Below are 18,081 nucleotides of genomic sequence, written 5' to 3'. Positions count from 1 at the left end.
AAGTGGGGTCGACGCACCGAGATCGTCGGCGCCAGGACGAGTGAGATCCCGGCCACCCCGAGGTTTCGATTTCTATTCGGCGGGAAGGAGGCATGTGCAGTGCATCCATCCAGAAGCCCACGAGAAACTGCGTCACCTGAGGAGTATCGATATGCCGGACCAGTACGCAATGCAGGACCCGACCACGCGGTTCCCCGCTCCTGTGCGTGAGCGGCAGGCGGAGATCGCACACCCCGGTCTCACCGCAGACATGATTTCTCCTCCCGACCACGGTGAAAACACCTATCGAGGGAGCGGTCGACTCGAAGGAAGGCGTGCGATTGTCACCGGAGCAGATTCGGGCATCGGACGTGCGGTCGCGATTGCATTTGCCAGAGAAGGCGCGGACGTTGTCCTGAGTTATCTCGACGAGGAAGAACAGGACGCTCGGGAAACCGCTCGCTGGGTCGAGGAGGCAGGTCGCAAAGCCGTCTCGGTGCCGGGAGATCTCCGAAGCGAGGAACACTGTTCTGCTTTGGTCGAAACCGCGGTGCGTGAACTCGGCGGACTGGACATCTTGGTGAACAACGCCGCGTTTCAGATGGTGCAGATGGGCGGCATCGCCGATATCACCACCGAACAATTCGACCGTGTGATGAAAACCAACCTCTACGCACTATTCTGGCTCTCCAAAGCAGCGATCGCGCAGATGGAGCCCGGATCGACGATCGTGAATACCTCGTCCATCCAAGGTGCGTCCCCGTCGCCCGAGCTGCTCGATTACGCCACGACAAAGGCGGGCATCATCGACTTCACCAAGGGGCTGGCCGCCGATGTCGCACGGAAGGGAATCAGGGTCAATGCCGTTGCACCTGGACCGATTTGGACGCCACTGATTCCGGCGACGATGCCCAAGGAGAAGTTCGAGACGTTCGGGGACGACGTTCCGCTCGGGCGGGCAGGTCAGCCGGCCGAGCTTGCTCCCGCCTATGTATTTCTCGCCTCTGGCGAATCCAGTTACACCACTGGGGAAGTCATCGGCGTGACGGGTGGAAAACCGCTCACCTGAATGTGCGACTAGACAAGGCGTACGACGACGGCGTAACGGTCAACCGTTGTCGAGGCCCGCGGCGACCATCGCTGCGGCGGTCTCTCGTTCGGAGAATGAGCCCTTCTCCAGACCCCGGATGACGCCGGAGCGATCAGCGGGGGAACGGTTTTGATTCAACTTCGCTTTTCCGTAGACACGGGCCACGTGCAGTTCGATCCCCACAATCCCTCGCAGCTGCGCATCGACGAACTGCGGCGGCGCGTCGGTGACCTTCCATTCGTTCTCACGGCCGGATTCATGTCGAGCTGTCAGTGCGGTGACGTGCGCACGCAGCCACTGCTCGTCGTCGTGCGCAACCAGTTGGCCGTAGACGTAGAGAACTTCGTAGTTCCACGTCGGGACGACCTTCCCGTGGACGCTCTTGCTCGGGTAGAACTCGGGGCTCACGTAGGCGTCGGCGCCGGGGAGGATCACTAGAGACTCCGATGTCCCGGTGTATCGCCAATGCGGATTCGTCCGGGCGAGATGCCCCTCCAACACGTTTCCTTCGGCGTTGTACAGCAGTGGCATCGACGTGACTTCGAGGGTCTCGGGGCCCGGTGTGACCAGGTGTCCGAATCCACCGGCGTGGAGAGAGTCGGCGACCGCGTCGTCGGAGAGGCGGAATTGTCCGGGCAGAATCATGTGTCTCCTCACAGATTTTTTGTCATGTGACAATGTGTCACAGCGTGGAGGTTTTGTCATGTGCTAATAGAGTGAGCCTGTGACCAGCACTGTGGCGGACCAGGTGAGGCTCTATGTCGTCCGCGGGACAGCGGGCGAGATTTCCGAGGGCATCCGCAATCTCATCAGTGCTGGGGTACTGGCTCCAGGGGATGCGTTGCCGCCCATACGGGCCTTGGCCGACGATCTCGAGGTTCACCGGAACACAGTTGCCGGAGCCTATCGCTTGCTCGTGGCGGCGGGAGTTGTGGAGACACAGGGCCGGCGCGGCAGCTTCGTGCGAGCCATACCGTTCCTGGAAGGAGAAGGCGGTATCGCTCTTCCTGGCAGCGTGGATCTCGCCAGCGGAAATCCTGATCCGGCATTGCTGCCTGATCTCAGAGCCTCGTTGGACCGGACCACTTACACGCCCCGGTTGTACGGCGCCGCAGCCACCGAGCCTCTACTCGATTCCTGGGCACGTTCCTCGATCGAGGACGAGGTTCTAAGGCCGTGCTCGATCACCATCACCAACGGTGCCGTTGACGCGGTCGAGCGACTGTTGACCGCTCATTTGACCCGAGGTGACGCCGTCGCGATCGAGGATCCGTGCTTCCTGGCGAGCATCGGAACGCTCAAAGCCAACAGCTTCCGAGCGGTACCGATGGACATCGACACTTCGGGTATTACCCCGCAAGGGCTGCTGCGTGCTCTCGAAAGTGGTGTGCGCGCGATTATTTGCACCCCTCGTGCGCACAACCCCACCGGGGTCAGCATGAGCGCCGACCGAGCGGCGATTCTCGGAAGCATCCTGGCCGAGTTCCCTCACGTTCTGGTAATCGAGGACGATCACTTCTCTGCCGTGTCCAGCAATCGGTACTGTCGGCTCGCTCCGATGAGCACGACGCGGTGGGCGCTTGTTCGTTCCGTGTCGAAATTTCTCGGGCCCGACCTGCGCGTGGCAGTGGTCGCCTCGGACCTCGACACCGGCATTCGGCTGAGCACTCATCTCCGGTCGGGCGCCAACTGGGTCAGTCACCTGCAGCAGCGCTTGAGTGCTGAACTGCTGAGTGATCCGACGGTGATCGACGGCCTCGCCAATGCTCGCGCTGTCTACGAGCGCCGCCGAACCCTTCTGAAATCTGCACTGTCAGAACATGATATCGAGGTTCCTGACACTTTCGACGGACTCAATGTCTGGGTTCCGCTGGATCGGGATTCCGAACCGATTGTCGAGCGACTCGCCGAGTCTGGCTGGCTCGTGCGGGACGGAAGTCAGTTCTCGGCGACGCCGGGTCAGTGCCACCGGGCACTTCGTGTGACCGCCTCCACCATCACCTCTGACCAAGCACGCGAGTTCGCCAGTGCCCTGGCTGAAATATTGGCGAGCCCGTAGTTGTCCAGCTGCACTACGGTGCGAATCTGACTCTCTCGCTTCTCGACGAAACTACCGGCGACGGCTGGATCGATAGGATCGGTTCGAGCGACGACGAAGGGTGTAATTGTGGCGAGGGCGGTTGTTGTCGGTGCGAGCCGAGGTCTCGGTCGTGCTTTGATCGAGGGACTGAGGAGCGACGGCCACGAAGTTCTCGGCATCTCTCGGCGGCGCCCTGACGGGTTCGACGTCTCCGAGTGGATCGAAGTAGACCTGACCGACCCTGTTACGGCGGCGAACTCGATCGATCAGGAGCTTGTCGGAGGTGTAGACACCCTGATCTGCAACGTCGGGATTTGGGAAGGGGACGCCTTCACCACTGACTATGCATTCGCAGAACAATCGGACATGGAAATGCTCGAAATGATCAACGCCAACATCACGGCCACAATTCTCCTGCTCAAGCGCCTGATCCCGAGAATGATCGGCCGTCCTCGACCTCGGATCATCTTGACCGGGTCCACCTCGGGACTCCCGCGAAGCGGTAGGCCGGAGGTTGCGTTCGGTGCATCGAAGTTCGCGATCAACGGCATTGCCGACGCGTTGAGAGAGGGCTACCGGAAGGACAGACTCGCCGTGACTGTCCTTCATCTCGGATATCTCAATACAGAAGACGGACTCGACGTGCCCCGAGACGTCGCTGCCGCCAGGGGAGAGGGATCTCTGGTCCCGGTACATGACGTTGTGGATACGGTGCGCTCGATCTCGAGTTTGTCGTCTTCGACGTCAGTGCGGGAAGTAGTCCTCACTGCGATCGACGATCCGCGATTCTGATTTGCGGCTGTCGACTCAATCTGGTTGCTGAACAGACGTATTCAGAGAATCTAAACCCCGATCAAGAAGTAAGCTCCGGTCAGATACGTCAGGGTGAGGCCCGCCAAGGCCCACGCCATGTACGGCCGGATGTAGAGGCGCCGCAGGCGGTGCAATCGCAGGGAGGCTCGCAAGAACGCGCCCACGGTCCCGAGCAGCAACATCAGGCTCGGGACGAAGACCGCCAGTCGGCGATCCTTCTGTGAGCACAGCAAGGTGTCGGTACCGAAGCATTCGCCCCGCCGGGAGCCCAACCACACGATCGCGATAACCAAAACCGTGGTAGCCAGAACGACTGACACGCCGTACGTCAGGGTTCGCCTGTTGATCTTTCGCTCTCGACGCTGAATTACATCTGACGCGTCAGAACTGTCGGTCATCACACTGGCTCCTGTGCATCGCACCTCACTTCGTGGATCGGCGGTGGGAGAGGGCGTACAGCACTACTCCGACGGCCAAGAGTAATGATGCGCGTAACCACGTCGCAGCGCTCTGCTGGGTGAGCAACGCAACGCACGTACCGAGAGCGAGGATCGGGAAGATGATCGGCGTTCGGAAGTGTTTGTGTTGCACTGCGTCACGGCGCAGAACCAGGACGGCGATGTTGGTGCTGATGAATACGAAAAGCAGCAGGAGTACCACCGTCTCCGCCAGGGCTGACAGCGATCCGGTGACGCAGAGAGCCATGGCAACTGCTGTGGTCGCGATAATCGCCACCCAGGGGGTCCGTCGCTGCGGCAGTACCCGAGCGAAGACGCTCGGGAGCAAGCCTTCCGATGCCATCCCGTATGTCAGCCTGCTCGCCATGATCATTGTCAGCAGTGCGCCGTTGGCGACGGCGACCAACGCGATCAGGCTGAACAGGCGAGGCGGAACGCCGACGTCGGCAGCTGACACAACTTCCAGCAGTGGCCCGGAGGATGCGGCAAGTTCGTCGGCGGGCAGGACCACCGAGACAGCCAGGCCGACAAGGACATAGGCGGCGCCGGCTGTCAGTAATGCTCCGAACAGTGCGCGTGGGTAGACCTTGCTCACGTTCTTCACTTCTTCGGCGACGTTCGCGGACGTTTCGAAGCCGACAAAAGAGTAGTACGCGAGGAGTGCCGCAGCCAGCACCGCGAGTGCAGGCGATCGGCTGTCGTCGAACTCCACGACGCGGCTCAGGGTTCCGTCGCCGCGCCCGAGAACTATGCAAGCGAGGACGACAACGAGGACGAGCCCGGTGACCTCCACGACTGTCATGACGACGTTGGCGCGCATCGACTCCTTGATGCCTCTGGCATTGAGAAGTCCCACCAGGAGCAGGAAGACGAGCGCCGCTGGAACGGTTGGGACGTCGATGAAGGCTTTGAGATAGTCGCCCGAGAATGCGAGGGCGAGTCCCGCCGCACTGGTTACGCCGGCCGCCAGCATCGAGAAGCCGACAAGGAACGAGATCAGTGGTTTCCGATACGCCCGTTGGGCGAATACTGCTGCACCGCCCGCCCGCGGATATTTGGTGACCAGTTCGGCATACGACGTTGCTGTCAGCAATGCCATGACGAGCGCTACGAGCAGTGGTACCCAGACGGCTCCACCAACTTCACCGGCGATGACGCCCACCAATGCGTAGATGCCGGCACCCAGAACGTCTCCGAGGATGAACACGAAAAGGAGTGGGCCGGTTATGGCCCGAGTGAGAACGCTCTTACCGCCGTCTTCATCTCCGCGTGCGGTTTCGTCCACGTTCTCAGCACCCGCGGCGCGTCGCATATGCAAGGTTCGTCCTGTCTTCATGGTGACGTGCCGCCACCTCAGGAGCAGACATGTACCCAGTGGTCGAAGTTTCAAACGTGGGTCGCTCGCCTTCTCGTGCTTTGCTTGTAGGTGAATCGCAGAAGTAGTGACTGGAGGACGACGTGGCTGAAACGACGGTTGCCGCGGTGATGGACGAGCTGGCTGCGCTCGAGGATCCGAAGGCGCGCGCGGTGAACAAGAAACACGGTGACGATCACGGTGTGAACCTCACAAAACTGCGCGCTGTTGCGAAGCGATTGAAGACTCAGCAGGAACTCGCACAACAGCTTTGGGCGACGGGCGATACCGCGGCGCGATTGTTGGCCCTTTTGATCTGCCGCCCGAAGGCGTTCGAGCGTGACGAGTTGGATGTCATGTTGCGAGAGGCCCGCACTCCCAAGGTGCAGGACTGGCTCGTCAATTACGTGGTGAAGAAGAACCCGCATGCCGAGGAGTTGCGGGTGGCCTGGACCGCTGACCCTGATCCTGTGGTCGCTAGCGCCGGGTGGGCTCTGACTACCGAGCGCGTAGCGAAGAAGCCTGAGGGACTTGATCTTTCAGGATCGCTCGACGTCATCGAGGCGGAGATGAAGGATGCTCCTGATCGCCTGCAATGGGCGATGAACCACTGCCTGGCTCAGATCGGGATCGAACATGCCGAGTTCCGGGCCCGCGCAATCGACATCGGTGAGCGTCTGCGAGTGCTCGAGGATTACCCGACTCCGCCGAACTGTACCTCGCCGTTTGCGCCGATCTGGATCTCGGAGATGGTGCGGCGTCAGTCTGTAAAGTAGCTCGATCGCTTGTCGCGGGGCCGGCGTGCGGTTCTTGACCCTATTGGAACTGAGGCAAGGGTAACCTTTGTGCTACGTTTGGCGTCGTCACCCGCTGGAGGTGTCTGAGCAGGTCAATCGGTCGAGAGGTGCTTCAGTGACAAGGATTTCGGGTCGAGCGTCATCGGAGCGGCGCAGCCGTGTCCGCGGGATGGTAGCTGTCCTGGCGGCATGCGGCCTCGTAACTGGAATGGCGGCCTGCAGCAGCAACGACGACGGTGGTGGCACCGAGACTTCGTCCGCGGCGAATGCCGCGTTTCCGGTGACGATCACGTCGGCTCTCGGCACGGCCGAGATCAAGGAGGAGCCCAGGCGGGTCGCAACCTGGGGATGGTCCAATCAGGACGCCCTCCTGGCGCTCGGTGTCGTCCCGGTCGCGATGCCCACTTTCTCCGGACCTCAGTACGGGGCCGACGCGCAGGGCATTCTGAAGTGGGACGCCGAGGCACTCGACAAGCTCGGTGGCGAGCAGCCGATCTTGTTGTCGGGTGACGGAACGGGCGAAGCACCTGTCGAGCAGTTCGCCAAGGCTGAACCAGATCTCATCTTCGCCCCGTACTCCGGGCTCACTCAGCAGGAATTCGACGCACTGTCGAAGATCGCGCCGGTGGTTTCCTTCCAGGACGAGCCGTGGACCGCGTCGTGGCAGGACCAGGTGACCATCGCTGGTCAGGCGCTGGGTAAACAGGCCGAGGCCGGCACGCTCATCGACAAGACCAACGCCGCGATCAGCGCGACGGCTGCGAAGAACCCTGCGTTGCAAGGTAAGACCGTCACCATCGGACTCCCGAACAGTCCGAGCACCTTCGCGGTGAGTAAGAACGCCGACGTGCGTGTCGAGTTCCTCGAGCAGCTGGGTCTGAAGAACGAGCCGACGATCCAGCAGGCCGATCCCGCCAAGGATCCCGAGGCCGTGTACTTCGAGCTGAGCACCGAGCAGGCGCCGCTGATTGCGTCTGACGTGCTGTTCGTGGTGGCCTACGACAAGGACTCTCTGAACGCGTTCCTCGCCGAGCCACTGGTGGCAGCTCAGCCGGTGATCGTCGATGGGCGTACGGCATCCACCAAGGACTTCAGCGTCGACAAGAACTTCGCGTTCGGCGGACTGACGGTCCTGACCATCCCGTACATCCTCGACGACGTCGCCACAGTTCTGAACACCGCTGCCGGCAACGTCAAGGGCTGACCGGCCCGCTAGCGGGAAGTTCGAAACTGCGTCCGGTATCGCTGTGGACTGGTACCGACCAGGTCTCGGAAGCGTTCGCGGAACGTCGTGACGGCATTGAATCCGACCTGTCCCGCAACACGTTCGATCGAGTGGTCGGTAGTCTCGAGCAGAAATTGCGCTTGGCGGAGCCGTGCGTGATGGAGCCACTGCAACGGCGTCGTACCGATTTGTTCCTGGAATCGGCGGTTGAGCGTGCGAGTGCTCATCGTTGCCTTGGCCGCGATTGTCGTGATGTCGAGTTGCTCCCCGAGGTTCTCTTCCATCCAGTTCAGTAGCGGCCTGAGGGTTGTCCCGCTGGGTACGGGAGGCTCGTGGACGATGAATTGTGCTTGCCCTCCGGCACGTTCGAGCGGCATCACACTCAGCCGCGCCGTGTCGGCGGCGACCGCGGACCCGTAGTCCTGACGGACCATGTACAGGCACAGGTCGAGTGCGGCCGCGGCGCCGGCGGAAGTCAGGACGTGCCCGTTGTCTACGTAGAGAACGGCGGCGTCGACGTCGATAGCCGGGTGCCGGCGGGCCAACTCCGACGCAGCCGCCCAGTGCGTCGTCGCGCGAAGTCCGTCGAGCAGGCCTGTGTCGGCGAGGGTGAATGCGCCGACGCACAGTGAGGCGATGCGCGTGCCGCGATCCGCGGCAGTTCTGAGGGCTTCGATGATCTCGGGGTCGATCGGCACATCGAGATCGGCGGTGCCCGGGATGATGATCGTGCTTGCCTGGGCGAGGCGTGAGAGTCCGTGCGGTACTCGCATCGTGAACGTTCCGGTCTCCACCTCCTCGGTGAGCGCGCACACGGAGGTCCGGTACGCCGGTGCACCCGAGGGGAGCCTGCATCGTCCGAAGACTTCGAGGGGTGCCGCCAGGTCCATCGGCACCACCCCGGGCAACGCGAGAACTGCAACGTCATGCATGTCTGAAACGTAGCGTATGTCGCGCGAGATTCGGTGATCTCGTGTCGTGAAATATCCTCTCAACTGGTATTTCGCAGAATATGTGAGGTTGGCTGAAATCCGTCGAAGGTTGGCTTTCAGCCGTCGCCATAGAGGTCAACTTCCTCCTACTGTCGTGGGAACAGCGACGTGCACAGGAGCGCGTCGCACAAAATCGGAGGTTGCAGTGCACGCGCAGATCGTGTTGTTCGACGGATTCGATCCCATGGATGTCGTGGGTCCGTACGAGGTGCTCTACGCCGGGGGTCTCGCCAGCGGTGGGGCGTTGAGTGTCGAACTCGTCAGTGCGGAGGGGCCTGGGACCGTCCTGAGCGGAAGTGGTGAACTCGCTATGACCGCCACTGCAACCCTCGATGTCGAACACGCGGATCTGATCATCGTTCCCGGAGCATCGGGTCTCTTCGAACCCGATGCGGACCAGCCGGGCACCAGTTTGCCGGAAAGACTCGCGGCCACAACGGAAACCGAACTGCCTGTCATGATGCGGCGTGCACTCGACGATCCTGGTGTTCTTGTTGCGACCGTCTGTGGAGGATCTTTGGCGCTGGCGATGGCGGGGCTTCTCGAAGGGCGCCGCGCCGTGACACACCATCTTGCCGTGGACGCACTGGCGGCCGGCGGCGTTATTCCGATCCAGGCGCGAATCGTCGACGACGGTGACCTGATCACCGCCGGCGGTGTGACATCCGGTCTCGACCTTGGCCTGTACCTGTTGGAACGATGCCTCGGGCCCCGGATAAGTCTCGAGGTCGAAGCGCTCTTCGACTACGAGCGTCGTGGAACGGTGTGGTCGGCCAAGGGCGCCGAGCCTGTAATCACCTTCGCCCCGGACGCTGCGTGAATACGCTTGTGCGTACCGAAACGCGAGAAATCCCATGACCGGAATCCTGCTGTCCCTCCACGTGATTGCGGCCATTCTTGCCATCGGCCCCGTCGCTGTGGCGGCGAGTATGTTCCCGGTGGCGAGCCGCGCCGCGCTCGCCGATCCGGACAGCGCCAGTGTTGCGACGACGGGCATGCTGCATCGCATCGTTCGGGTGTATGCCACGATCGGCGTTGTCGTTCCGATGCTCGGTGTCGCCACCGCCGTCAATCTCGGAGTGCTCGGTGACCTGTGGATCCTCACCTCGATCGCACTCACTGTCGTTGCCGCCGTGATACTCACCGCGGTCGTGCTTCCCGCCCAACGGCTGACAATGGCGGCGATCGAAGGAACCGGGTCCGTTGTGGATGTCGCAACGCGGCTCACCCGTCGACTGGGCACAGCGACGGGGATCTTCAATCTGCTCTGGGTCGTTGTCGTCGTGTTGATGATCTTTCGGCCAGGATCGACAACCGGCGTGTGATCCGAGGCGATATTTCCCGTGTCGGAGACAGCGACGCTTGACCTTGACACAGTGACAAGGACTCCAATGGTCGACGAAGGAGGTGGTTGTCGTGAACACAACCAACCATGGTGGACAGAATGCTCACCTCGTCGACGCATTGGCCGCGGCTGATCCCTCGGTTCGGCTGCGCGCCGCGCTCGCTGTCGGCACGCGCCCGGACCCTGAGCTGACGGATGCCCTGATCGATCGGTGCGCCGTCGAGCCGGACTTCTTCGTCCGCGACATGCTGACCTGGGCATTGTGCCGCTTGCCGGCCGAAATTACGGTGCCGAGGCTGATCCGTGAGCTCGGGTCCGATGGTTCGCAAGCCCGCAGTCAGGCGCTCCACACCTTGTCCAAGATCGGCGATCCGATCGCGTGGCCCGAGGTCTCTGCGCTGGTGCACGACCAGGACGACGAGGTCGCGCGCAGTGCGTGGCGCGCCGCAGTGGCACTCGTGCCGGCAGGAGTCGAGGGTGCATTCGCAGCGGATCTGGCGACCGAACTCGGGCGGGGTGAACTGCAGATGCAGCTCAGTCTGAGCCGTGCTTTGACCGGGCTCGGCGAGGCTGTACTCCCGGTGCTCGACGCGGCCGGAATGAGCCCGAATCCGCGTGTCCGGGCGCATGCTGATGCCACAAAGCAACTCTGGCACGACCCCGACGGTGGGTTCGCACTCTCACACGAGTTGGCGAAGCGCGTCGCGGCAATCGGCCCGGACGCGTAGGAAGGGGAGACGGATGTTGATCGGCGAGGTCTCGCGGCGTTGTGGTGTCAGCACACGGATGCTGCGTCACTACGACACCTTGGGACTGGTGAAGCCGACGGGCCGCACGTCCGGCGGTTACCGGGAGTACTCCGCCGACGACATCCGTCGACTCTTCCACGTCGAGAGCTTGAGGACGTTGGGGCTCTCGTTGAACGAGGCCAAGCGTGCACTGGACGAACCCGACTTCGCGCCGGCCGATTTGGTGGGTGAACTCATGCAACACACTCGGCAACGGATCGCGGCGGAGGAGGAATTGCTGACCAAACTCGAAAGGGTCGATGCCAGCGCCCCTTCGGAGTGGGACGACGTCCTGCGCATGGTCTCACTGTTGCGTGCACTCGAATCCGAGTTCGCTGCCCATCGTCAGCAAGCGATCCTGTCGCAGGAGCTGAATGCGGCGTTGCCCGTCGACGCACTCGTCGAGGCCATCCTGTCGGAGAAGGATGCCAACGTGGCCGGAGCGTTGCAGTGGGCGTTGGCGAGGACCGAAGGTGCGGGCCTTGCAGGTCTCACGAAGGGCCTCGAATCGGAGGACGTCGAGGTTCGACGCCGCGCGACGTCGGCCATCTCCGGGATCCACACCGAGGAAGCAACTCGGGCGCTGAAGGGAGCTCTCGATGATTCGGACGCGATAGTCCGCGCTGATGCCGCTCTCACCCTCGGATCTCGCGGAGAGGCCGTCTCGATGCCCGCTCTCCTCGAGATGGTCGCCGACGGGCGACGCGACGTCGAGGCCGGAGAGGTGCTCGGTCTTCTCGCGGAGCACTCACCGACAAGCGGTGAGGTCGTCGATGCCGTGCAGGCAAGACTCGACGGCACTGACGACGCCCCGACGAGGTTGCGAATCACGCAGGCACTCGCTGAGATTCCCGGCGCGGCGGCCCGGGAAGCGCTCGCCCGGCTGACACGCGACGACGACAAGACGGTCGCGTCCACGGCAGCCGCGATCCTCGAGATGCGGGACCGTGGACCACGCCGGCGCGAACGACCGCGTATCGGGAACTGAAATCGGAGAACTAGGGCACCTCTGACAAATGCGGGCCCGGGTGGTCAGCGCCGCAACGATTTTGCCGCGGCGTTGCCCTTCAACGCTGCACAGAGCAGGACAAGGAGCACCGCTAGAAACACGACTGTTGAGGCGACAGCCGACACCACAGATCCGAAACCTGTCACGACACCGATGGCGACCTGCATGCACAGTCCCACTACGGCTGTCCACACCGTCCGGCGTAGAAGGGGCCACGCAATCCGATGGGCCAATTGCCACGCCTCGGGGCTCGAGATCGTCGCCTTCGTGCGTATGCCGACAACGGGATTCGGTTCATCACCGACGAGTCGCGGCATGAGCCCAGCAACGAACGCGAGGATAAGCGTCGACGACGTCAGTGAGACCGTCAGACCCAGTAAGTCAGGCGATTCCATCCGTCCAGCCCCCAATCGGCAGATGTTGACGCAGCGGACATTCCAGTCTGGGGTGCCGCTGGGACACATCCGACTGTATGCGAACGAATGTATGTACTGCTGATCGGGTGACGCACTTTCAGGCTTTGTCGGATGAGCAGTGGACTCGATCTCGGACTAGTTTTCAGACAAGCCCTAGTGTGGATTGCCTAGGCAGAAAAGGTTTCCCGCCGGATCTGCCAACACGTGCCGGATGATCCGCCCGAATCAAGTCGAGGTGAACCGTATTCCTTTGGCTGCGAGCCTGATCGATCTCAGGCAAAGCCTCGAAGCTGCTGCGCACCCGCTGCGCGGTGATCAACGGATATGGTTTCTCACGTGGTGGATCAACGGCGAATGAGTTTGCGACGCAGGTACCTGAGCCTCGGTCTTGGCGAACTGGCGGCCGCGGCCGTATTTGCCGCTGTGGCTGTCGGCGTCGTGATGCCTCGGCTCGAAGGTCCGAAAGACTCCGCTGCGTTGTGGTCGGCGCTGGCCCCACTGCTTGTGATACTCGTACAAGCAGGTGTCTACTGGCTGCTTGCCCGAGGCTGGGTCGAGCAGGCACCGATGCCGGCCCGCCTCGCAGCGCTCTACCGCGTGTTTCGGGTCCTCGATGTTCTCTTGTTGGCGATAGCTCTTCTCGGCGTTGTCATCTGGCTACCAGATCACTCCGGCGCGGCCGTGGGCGTGGTGGCGGTGTGGGCTTTCGGCGTCGCCGAGTACGCCAACTACTTCGTGGCTCGTCTCGCCTACCCGCTGCAGCGGTGGCCTTTCGAGGTCGGCAAGTTGCGGAGGCCCCAACTTGTGCACGACCTGCATTCGGCGCGGTGATACCGGCGATGAAGCCTGCCTTTGCCGCAACGGCAAAATTTGATGCGGGATCGGAGTGAATTCGGAAGGATCGGTTCTGCCCACCCAGGAATGAAGCCTCTATGTCGTTCTTCACCGAGTAAGGAGAACCACCATGGCAGCGTCGCGTCGCAGCCGCCGTGATGCCCCACCACCCCGGTCCGGAAACAGCGAGGTCGATACGCTACGCGCGTTTCTCGACTACTTGCGTGATTCGATCGCTGCCAAGGTCGAGGGTGCTCCGGAACCTCAGGTGCGCACCACAATTGTTCCGTCGGGGACAACCTTGCTCGGGCTGGTCACTCACTTGACCTTTGTCGAACGATCGATGTTTCTCGCAGAAAACGTGGCGGATTGGAAAGCGACGTTTCAGCCGTCATCGGAAGACAGCGTGGACGGTGTCGTCAGTCGCTATCGCGAGACGGTCGAGCGTGCCAACGCAGTTCTCGACGGATGCACAGATCTTGCCGCGCCCATCCCGCGACCGGGGGCGAAACGACCCGCTCCCAGTGTCCGCTGGGCGCTCGTGCACATGATCGAAGAGACCGGGCGCCATGCCGGGCACGCTGACATCCTCCGCGAACTTATCGACGGTTCGACCGGTCGGTGACATCGCAACATCGATCACAACAGTGGTTCGAAGTCGTCCGTCTCGCCGACAGCTTCCGCGCTTCATTGAGGCGAATGTCCGCTACCGAAATCGGGGCCCACAGGTATCGGGTCGGTCGCTCCGTCGGGAGTTGTTACTTCCCAGTGCAGTTCGGATGCAGTCGGGGGAACGAGCGCGCCGATCCACTCGGCAACGACACCGACGATAACTTTCTCGAGTTCCGTGCGTGACCACTCTCGCGGACGAGGGGGAACCGGTGGCTCCCAGCCTTCCTCACCCCAGATCACGCCGAATAGCTCTCTCTCGTCACCGATTTGCTGATTCAGGCTGAATGCGTCAGGACCCTCGAATCGTGCCCAGACGCCGAATGTTCCCTCGCCGTCCTGATCGACCGAGACATCGATGACGATCCCTTCGGTGCGCGGGGTTGCCGCGTGGTGAATCGCAGCCAGTCGATCGCTCACTACCGCCGACACGGTATCGAGGACAGACCTCAGCGCGCCGCTGTCCTCAGCAGGTTCCATCGGCACAGGATATAGAAATTCAGGCAATCGACTTCGAAGTCAGTGCCCCCGACATGGCCGCCCATTGAAGAAGAATAACCGTCTTACCGTCGACGATTTCTCCGCCGGAGATCATGTCGTGTGCCGTGTCGAACGGCAACTCCAGGACTTCGATGTCCTCGCCTTCGTCTGGCACCCCGCCACCACTGCCGGTTCTGTCCGCCGGGCTGTATCGGCCGGCGAAGAAATGCACTCTCTCGGTGACGGATCCGGGGCTCATGTACAGATCGAACAGATGCTGCACCTCACCGATCGCGACGCCGAGCTCTTCGCTCGTCTCTCGCCGAATGGCTACTTCCGGCGTGTCGGCATCGAGCAAACCGGCTGCGGTCTCGATCAACATTCCGTCGGGGTGTGCGTTGACGTAAGCGGGAAAGCGGAATTGCTTCGTCAACAGGACGGTGCGCCGTTCGGGGTCGTACAGCAAGATCGTCGCGCCGTTCCCACGGTCGTAGGTTTCTCGTTGCTGTGTCTCGAGAGTGCCGTCCCTTCGCCGATACGTGAAGGTGCTGCGACGCAACACATGCCAACCGTCTGAGGTGACCTCGACTCGTTCGACCTCGACGTTCGGATTACCGTGCAGCCCGAGACCTGTTCGGTCGAGGCCGGTGCGACCCCGGCTGTCCGGAACGTCGACGCCGGCGCAACCCGCCGTTGCAGTCGGGTGTATCAGCTTGTCGCTGTCAGGTTCGGTCATGTCATCCACCGTAGCGAAGATCGGCACCTCGCCGTTATTGGGCAACAACAGCTTCAGCGTTGAGCGGCGTCGCGGCGGAAACTCTCAGTCCAACTGAGAAGTCCCGCCCCCGTCCGGAGACGGGAGCGGGACTCGGGTGTCAGCGAACTCGGCAGCGCGTCAGACTGCTTCCTTTGTCGCCTGCGCTGCGAGGGTGAGCGCGATGTCGACGATCATGTCCTCCTGACCACCCACCAGACGGCGGCGTCCAGCTTCGAGCAGCAGTGTGCGAACGTCGATTCCGTAGCGCTCCGACGCAGCCTCCGCGTGGCGCAGGAAGCTCGAGTACACGCCGGCGTAGCCAAGTGTGAGGGTCTCTCGATCGACGCGGACCGGCCGGTCCTGCAGCGGTCGGACGATGTCGTCGGCGGCATCCTGCAGGGCGAACAGGTCGCAGCCGTGCTCCCACTCCTCGATGTTGGCGACGGCGATGAAGGCCTCGAGGGGGCAGTTGCCGGCACCGGCGCCGTGACCGGCAAGCGAAGCATCGACGCGGGTGACGCCGTTCTGCACGGCCACAACAGAATTGGCAACCGAGAGTGAGAGATTCTCATGGGCGTGGATACCGATTTCGGTGCCCTCGTCGAGGATGTCGCGGTATGCACGAACACGATCCGCGACGTCGTTCATCACCAGACGTCCACCCGAGTCAGTGACGTAGACGCAGTGCGCGCCATACGATTCCATCAACTTGGCCTGCTTCGCCAGTTCCTCGGCAGGCGCCATGTGGCTCATCATCAGGAAGCCCGAGACGTCCATGCCGATCTCGCGGGCGGTTTCGATGTGCTGCGCGGAGACGTCGGCCTCGGTGCAGTGCGTGGCAACGCGAACCGAGCGCACACCGAGGTCGTAGGCATGCTTGAGTTCACTGATCGTGCCGACACCCGGAAGTAGCAGCGTGGTGAGACGAGCGTGCTCGAGTACCTCGGCCGCTGCTTCGATCCATTCCCAGTCGGTGTTCGAGCCGGGGCCGTAGTTGAGCGAGCCGCCGGCGAGGCCGTCACCGTGTGCTACTTCGATCGCGTCGACGCCGGCAGCGTCGAGAGCTGTGACGATCCGCTTGACGTCGGTGGGCGAAATGCGGTGGCGGACAGCGTGCATGCCGTCGCGAAGGGTGACGTCCTGGACGAAGATCTTGCGGTTGCTCACTTGGTTGCTTCCTTCTGCTGGGCGATGCGCTCCGCGATCTGCATTCCGGCGGACGTCATGATGTCGAGATTGCCGGCGTACGCAGGCAGGTAGTGTGCAGCACCCTCGACCTCGAGGAACACCGACACCTGATGGGTGGGGCGATTGCCGTCGACGAGCAACGTCTCGACGGGCTGGTCGGCCGGGATCTCGGTGATCTGGACTTCCTGCTTGAGCCGGTAGCCGGGGACATACGCGGACACGTCGCCGACCATCTTCTCGATCGACTGACGGATCTCGTCGTGAACAGCCGGGTCCGGTGCGTCGACGAGGCAGAAGACCGTGTCGCGCATGATGAGCGGCGGCTCAGCGGGGTTGAGGATGATGATGGCCTTGCCGCGACGAGCGCCGCCGACTGCCACGATCGCCTCGGACGTGGTCTCGGTGAACTCGTCGATGTTGGCGCGCGTTCCGGGACCGGCCGACTTGGAGGCGATGGACGCGACGATCTCCGCATACGCCACCGGGACGACCCGAGAAACAGCGGCAACCATCGGGATGGTGGCCTGGCCGCCACACGTCACCATGTTGACGTTGGGTGCGTCCAAGTGCTCGTCCGCGTTGACAGCCGGTACGACGTACGGTCCGATCGCGGCAGGCGTCAGGTCGATCATGCGCTTGCCGAGGGGAGCCAGCCGCGCGTTGTTGGCCACGTGAGCCTTTGCCGAGGTGGCGTCGAAGACGATCTCGATCTCGTCGAAGTTCGGCAGACCGACAAGGCCTTCGACGCCTTCTGCCGTGATCGGCACGTTCAGACGCGCGGCGCGAGCGAGGCCGTCGGACGCGGGGTCGATACCGACCATCGCGCCCATCTCCAGGTAGTCGGAGTTGCGCAGCACCTTGATCATCAGATCCGTGCCGATGTTGCCCGATCCGATGATCGCGACCTTGACCTTGCTCATGCGTTGTCCTCTTCGCTGGAGAAACTGGTGGTGACGGAACCGAGCCCGGAGACGGTCACGGTGACTACGTTGCCTGCGGTGACCGGTGCCATGGGGCCGAGAGCGCCGGACAGGATCACCTGCCCTGCGGTCAGCGGCTGCCCCAACTCACGTGCAGTGCGGGCGAGCCAGACGACGGCTTCGATCGGATCGCCCAGGCAGGCGGTTCCGACGCCGGTGGACACCTCGGTGCCGTCGACGGACATCGACATGACGACGCCGGCGGGTTCCACCTCGTCGAGGGTGCGTCGTTCGGTTCCCAGGACGTACACGCCCGAGGACGCATTGTCGGCGACGGTGTCACCGAACTTGATGTCCCACGACTCGATGCGGCTGTCGCAGATCTCGATCGCGGCGACGGCATAGTCGATCGCACCGCGCACCTGCGCACTGTCCAGCGGTCCGTCCACGAGGTCGGCACCGAGCACGAAGGCAACTTCCGCTTCGACCTTGGGCTGGATCAAACGGCTCATGGGGATGGCGCCGCCGGCGGGGAACTCCATGTCGGCGTACAGCACGCCGAGGTCGGGCTGGTCGACACCGAGCTGCTGCTGGACTGCCACCGAGGTCAGGCCGATCTTGCGGCCTACGACCACGGCCCCCGCCTGCCGACGGATTTCGTCGACGCGGCGCTGGACGGCATAGGCGGCGACGAGGTCGTCGGCGCCGATCAGATCGCGCACGGGCGCGCAGGGAGTGCCGCTCGCGATGGCGGCTGCGAGGCGGTCCGCAGCAGCTGCGATGTCGGTCTCGCTAGCTGTACTGGTATTCGTGGGCTGGCTCATGGCCACTACTTTCGCCGCGGCACCGAGATTGCGCCAGGGAACTGTCTCACTCAGCGATACGCT

General features: G+C 62.7%; 21 protein-coding genes. 11 read left to right on the top strand and 10 right to left on the bottom strand.

Translation table 11 applies throughout. The features are described 5' to 3' along the window. Positions 1-151 precede the first annotated feature (151 nt). Positions 152-1,048, top strand: a complete 897-nt coding sequence (locus tag ACN50D_RS10535; RefSeq protein WP_007735622.1) for an SDR family oxidoreductase — start codon at positions 152-154, stop codon at positions 1,046-1,048. Between the two features lie 39 nt (positions 1,049-1,087). Here the strand turns inward: ACN50D_RS10535 and ACN50D_RS10530 are convergent, their stop codons facing one another. Next, a complete protein-coding gene (locus ACN50D_RS10530) occupies positions 1,088-1,714 on the bottom strand; it encodes an FMN-binding negative transcriptional regulator (RefSeq protein WP_030537447.1) in 627 nt (208 codons plus the stop codon). A 79-nt stretch (positions 1,715-1,793) separates the two neighbouring features. On the opposite strand from ACN50D_RS10530, the gene ACN50D_RS10525 reads away from it, so the two are divergent. Together ACN50D_RS10525 and ACN50D_RS10520 are read left to right on the top strand one after the other, a co-directional pair. After that, positions 1,794-3,128, top strand: a complete 1,335-nt coding sequence (locus ACN50D_RS10525) for an aminotransferase class I/II-fold pyridoxal phosphate-dependent enzyme (RefSeq protein ID WP_225320193.1) — start codon at positions 1,794-1,796, stop codon at positions 3,126-3,128. Positions 3,129-3,236: 108 nt separating this feature from the next. Beyond that, on the top strand, positions 3,237-3,941 hold the full coding sequence (locus tag ACN50D_RS10520) for an SDR family NAD(P)-dependent oxidoreductase (protein WP_003943023.1): 705 nt from the start codon (positions 3,237-3,239) through the stop codon (positions 3,939-3,941). 50 nt (positions 3,942-3,991) lie between these two features. On the opposite strand, the gene ACN50D_RS10515 is transcribed toward ACN50D_RS10520, so the two are convergent. Together ACN50D_RS10515 and ACN50D_RS10510 are read right to left on the bottom strand one after the other, a co-directional pair. After that, a complete protein-coding gene (locus tag ACN50D_RS10515; RefSeq protein WP_064113535.1) occupies positions 3,992-4,360 on the bottom strand; it encodes a hypothetical protein in 369 nt (122 codons plus the stop codon). Positions 4,361-4,385: 25 nt separating this feature from the next. Continuing rightward, positions 4,386-5,732, bottom strand: a complete 1,347-nt coding sequence (locus ACN50D_RS10510) for an APC family permease (protein WP_198035674.1) — start codon at positions 5,730-5,732, stop codon at positions 4,386-4,388. Positions 5,733-5,878: 146 nt separating this feature from the next. On the opposite strand from ACN50D_RS10510, the gene ACN50D_RS10505 reads away from it, so the two are divergent. Beyond that, positions 5,879-6,550, top strand: coding sequence for a DNA alkylation repair protein (locus ACN50D_RS10505; RefSeq protein WP_285181584.1), 672 nt, complete (start codon positions 5,879-5,881; stop codon positions 6,548-6,550). Between the two features lie 136 nt (positions 6,551-6,686). Continuing rightward, positions 6,687-7,775 carry an ABC transporter substrate-binding protein gene (locus tag ACN50D_RS10500; RefSeq protein WP_307850507.1) on the top strand — a complete coding sequence of 363 codons (1,089 nt, stop codon included), beginning with the start codon at positions 6,687-6,689 and terminating at the stop codon, positions 7,773-7,775. Positions 7,776-7,783: 8 nt separating this feature from the next. On the opposite strand, the gene ACN50D_RS10495 is transcribed toward ACN50D_RS10500, so the two are convergent. After that, positions 7,784-8,728, bottom strand: a complete 945-nt coding sequence (locus ACN50D_RS10495) for a GlxA family transcriptional regulator (RefSeq protein ID WP_047889416.1) — start codon at positions 8,726-8,728, stop codon at positions 7,784-7,786. 205 nt (positions 8,729-8,933) lie between these two features. On the opposite strand from ACN50D_RS10495, the gene ACN50D_RS10490 reads away from it, so the two are divergent. The 4 genes from ACN50D_RS10490 to ACN50D_RS10475 all read left to right on the top strand — a co-directional run bounded on the left by ACN50D_RS10490 (position 8,934) and on the right by ACN50D_RS10475 (position 11,909). Further along, positions 8,934-9,608, top strand: coding sequence for a DJ-1/PfpI family protein (locus ACN50D_RS10490; RefSeq protein ID WP_065351620.1), 675 nt, complete (start codon positions 8,934-8,936; stop codon positions 9,606-9,608). Positions 9,609-9,642: 34 nt separating this feature from the next. Next, positions 9,643-10,113, top strand: a complete 471-nt coding sequence (locus ACN50D_RS10485; protein ID WP_003943264.1) for a DUF2269 family protein — start codon at positions 9,643-9,645, stop codon at positions 10,111-10,113. 82 nt (positions 10,114-10,195) lie between these two features. Beyond that, positions 10,196-10,861 carry a HEAT repeat domain-containing protein gene (locus ACN50D_RS10480; RefSeq protein WP_192712704.1) on the top strand — a complete coding sequence of 222 codons (666 nt, stop codon included), beginning with the start codon at positions 10,196-10,198 and terminating at the stop codon, positions 10,859-10,861. Positions 10,862-10,874: 13 nt separating this feature from the next. Continuing rightward, positions 10,875-11,909, top strand: a complete 1,035-nt coding sequence (locus ACN50D_RS10475) for a HEAT repeat domain-containing protein (RefSeq protein WP_204855225.1) — start codon at positions 10,875-10,877, stop codon at positions 11,907-11,909. 44 nt (positions 11,910-11,953) lie between these two features. Here the strand turns inward: ACN50D_RS10475 and ACN50D_RS10470 are convergent, their stop codons facing one another. Beyond that, the gene (locus ACN50D_RS10470; RefSeq protein ID WP_064443539.1) at positions 11,954-12,325 is read right to left on the bottom strand and encodes an SdpI family protein; all 372 of its coding nucleotides are present in this window, start codon (positions 12,323-12,325) and stop codon (positions 11,954-11,956) included. 375 nt (positions 12,326-12,700) lie between these two features. On the opposite strand from ACN50D_RS10470, the gene ACN50D_RS10465 reads away from it, so the two are divergent. Together ACN50D_RS10465 and ACN50D_RS10460 are read left to right on the top strand one after the other, a co-directional pair. Continuing rightward, positions 12,701-13,177 carry a hypothetical protein gene (locus ACN50D_RS10465; RefSeq protein ID WP_082900928.1) on the top strand — a complete coding sequence of 159 codons (477 nt, stop codon included), beginning with the start codon at positions 12,701-12,703 and terminating at the stop codon, positions 13,175-13,177. Positions 13,178-13,310: 133 nt separating this feature from the next. Continuing rightward, positions 13,311-13,805 carry a DinB family protein gene (locus ACN50D_RS10460; RefSeq protein ID WP_064113542.1) on the top strand — a complete coding sequence of 165 codons (495 nt, stop codon included), beginning with the start codon at positions 13,311-13,313 and terminating at the stop codon, positions 13,803-13,805. Between the two features lie 62 nt (positions 13,806-13,867). Here ACN50D_RS10460 and ACN50D_RS10455 read toward each other — a convergent pair whose 3' ends face one another. The 5 genes from ACN50D_RS10455 to ACN50D_RS10435 form a co-directional block, all read right to left on the bottom strand. Then, entirely contained in the window at positions 13,868-14,329 is a 462-nt protein-coding gene (locus ACN50D_RS10455) for a DUF6389 family protein (protein ID WP_211921740.1), read from the bottom strand. Positions 14,330-14,348: 19 nt separating this feature from the next. Beyond that, complete coding sequence (locus tag ACN50D_RS10450) at positions 14,349-15,065, bottom strand: NUDIX domain-containing protein (protein WP_042448262.1); 717 nt, start codon at positions 15,063-15,065, stop codon at positions 14,349-14,351. 159 nt (positions 15,066-15,224) lie between these two features. Beyond that, a complete protein-coding gene (gene dmpG / locus ACN50D_RS10445; RefSeq protein WP_020909650.1) occupies positions 15,225-16,253 on the bottom strand; it encodes a 4-hydroxy-2-oxovalerate aldolase in 1,029 nt (342 codons plus the stop codon). Further along, a complete protein-coding gene (locus tag ACN50D_RS10440) occupies positions 16,250-17,194 on the bottom strand; it encodes an acetaldehyde dehydrogenase (acetylating) (RefSeq protein WP_003943168.1) in 945 nt (314 codons plus the stop codon). Before ACN50D_RS10440 ends, dmpG begins: the two co-directional genes overlap by 4 nt. Continuing rightward, positions 17,191-18,018 carry a 2-keto-4-pentenoate hydratase gene (locus ACN50D_RS10435; RefSeq protein ID WP_007735684.1) on the bottom strand — a complete coding sequence of 276 codons (828 nt, stop codon included), beginning with the start codon at positions 18,016-18,018 and terminating at the stop codon, positions 17,191-17,193. Before ACN50D_RS10435 ends, ACN50D_RS10440 begins: the two co-directional genes overlap by 4 nt. Positions 18,019-18,081: the final 63 nt, after the last annotated feature.

The organism is Rhodococcus sp. SB1D, assembly GCF_048573875.1.
In the GTDB taxonomy this organism is placed as follows: domain Bacteria; phylum Actinomycetota; class Actinomycetes; order Mycobacteriales; family Mycobacteriaceae; genus Rhodococcus_F; species Rhodococcus_F qingshengii.
The sequence above is the reverse complement of the archived record's forward strand: the minus strand, read 5'-3'. Positions and strand labels throughout refer to the sequence as shown.

Excerpts from the sequence above, each read along its gene's own strand:
- ACN50D_RS10535 (WP_007735622.1), top strand. The coding sequence starts at position 152 with ATGCCGGACCAGTACGCAATGCAGGACCCGACCACGCGGTTCCCCGCT.
- ACN50D_RS10530 (WP_030537447.1), bottom strand. The coding sequence starts at position 1,714 with ATGATTCTGCCCGGACAATTCCGCCTCTCCGACGACGCGGTCGCCGAC.
- ACN50D_RS10515 (WP_064113535.1), bottom strand. The coding sequence starts at position 4,360 with ATGACCGACAGTTCTGACGCGTCAGATGTAATTCAGCGTCGAGAGCGA.
- ACN50D_RS10510 (WP_198035674.1), bottom strand. The coding sequence starts at position 5,732 with ATGCGACGCGCCGCGGGTGCTGAGAACGTGGACGAAACCGCACGCGGA.
- ACN50D_RS10495 (WP_047889416.1), bottom strand. The coding sequence starts at position 8,728 with ATGCATGACGTTGCAGTTCTCGCGTTGCCCGGGGTGGTGCCGATGGAC.
- ACN50D_RS10485 (WP_003943264.1), top strand. The coding sequence starts at position 9,643 with ATGACCGGAATCCTGCTGTCCCTCCACGTGATTGCGGCCATTCTTGCC.
- ACN50D_RS10475 (WP_204855225.1), top strand. The coding sequence starts at position 10,875 with ATGTTGATCGGCGAGGTCTCGCGGCGTTGTGGTGTCAGCACACGGATG.
- ACN50D_RS10470 (WP_064443539.1), bottom strand. The coding sequence starts at position 12,325 with ATGGAATCGCCTGACTTACTGGGTCTGACGGTCTCACTGACGTCGTCG.
- ACN50D_RS10465 (WP_082900928.1), top strand. The coding sequence starts at position 12,701 with ATGAGTTTGCGACGCAGGTACCTGAGCCTCGGTCTTGGCGAACTGGCG.
- ACN50D_RS10460 (WP_064113542.1), top strand. The coding sequence starts at position 13,311 with ATGGCAGCGTCGCGTCGCAGCCGCCGTGATGCCCCACCACCCCGGTCC.
- ACN50D_RS10455 (WP_211921740.1), bottom strand. The coding sequence starts at position 14,329 with ATGGAACCTGCTGAGGACAGCGGCGCGCTGAGGTCTGTCCTCGATACC.
- ACN50D_RS10450 (WP_042448262.1), bottom strand. The coding sequence starts at position 15,065 with ATGACCGAACCTGACAGCGACAAGCTGATACACCCGACTGCAACGGCG.
- ACN50D_RS10440 (WP_003943168.1), bottom strand. The coding sequence starts at position 17,194 with ATGAGCAAGGTCAAGGTCGCGATCATCGGATCGGGCAACATCGGCACG.
- ACN50D_RS10435 (WP_007735684.1), bottom strand. The coding sequence starts at position 18,018 with ATGAGCCAGCCCACGAATACCAGTACAGCTAGCGAGACCGACATCGCA.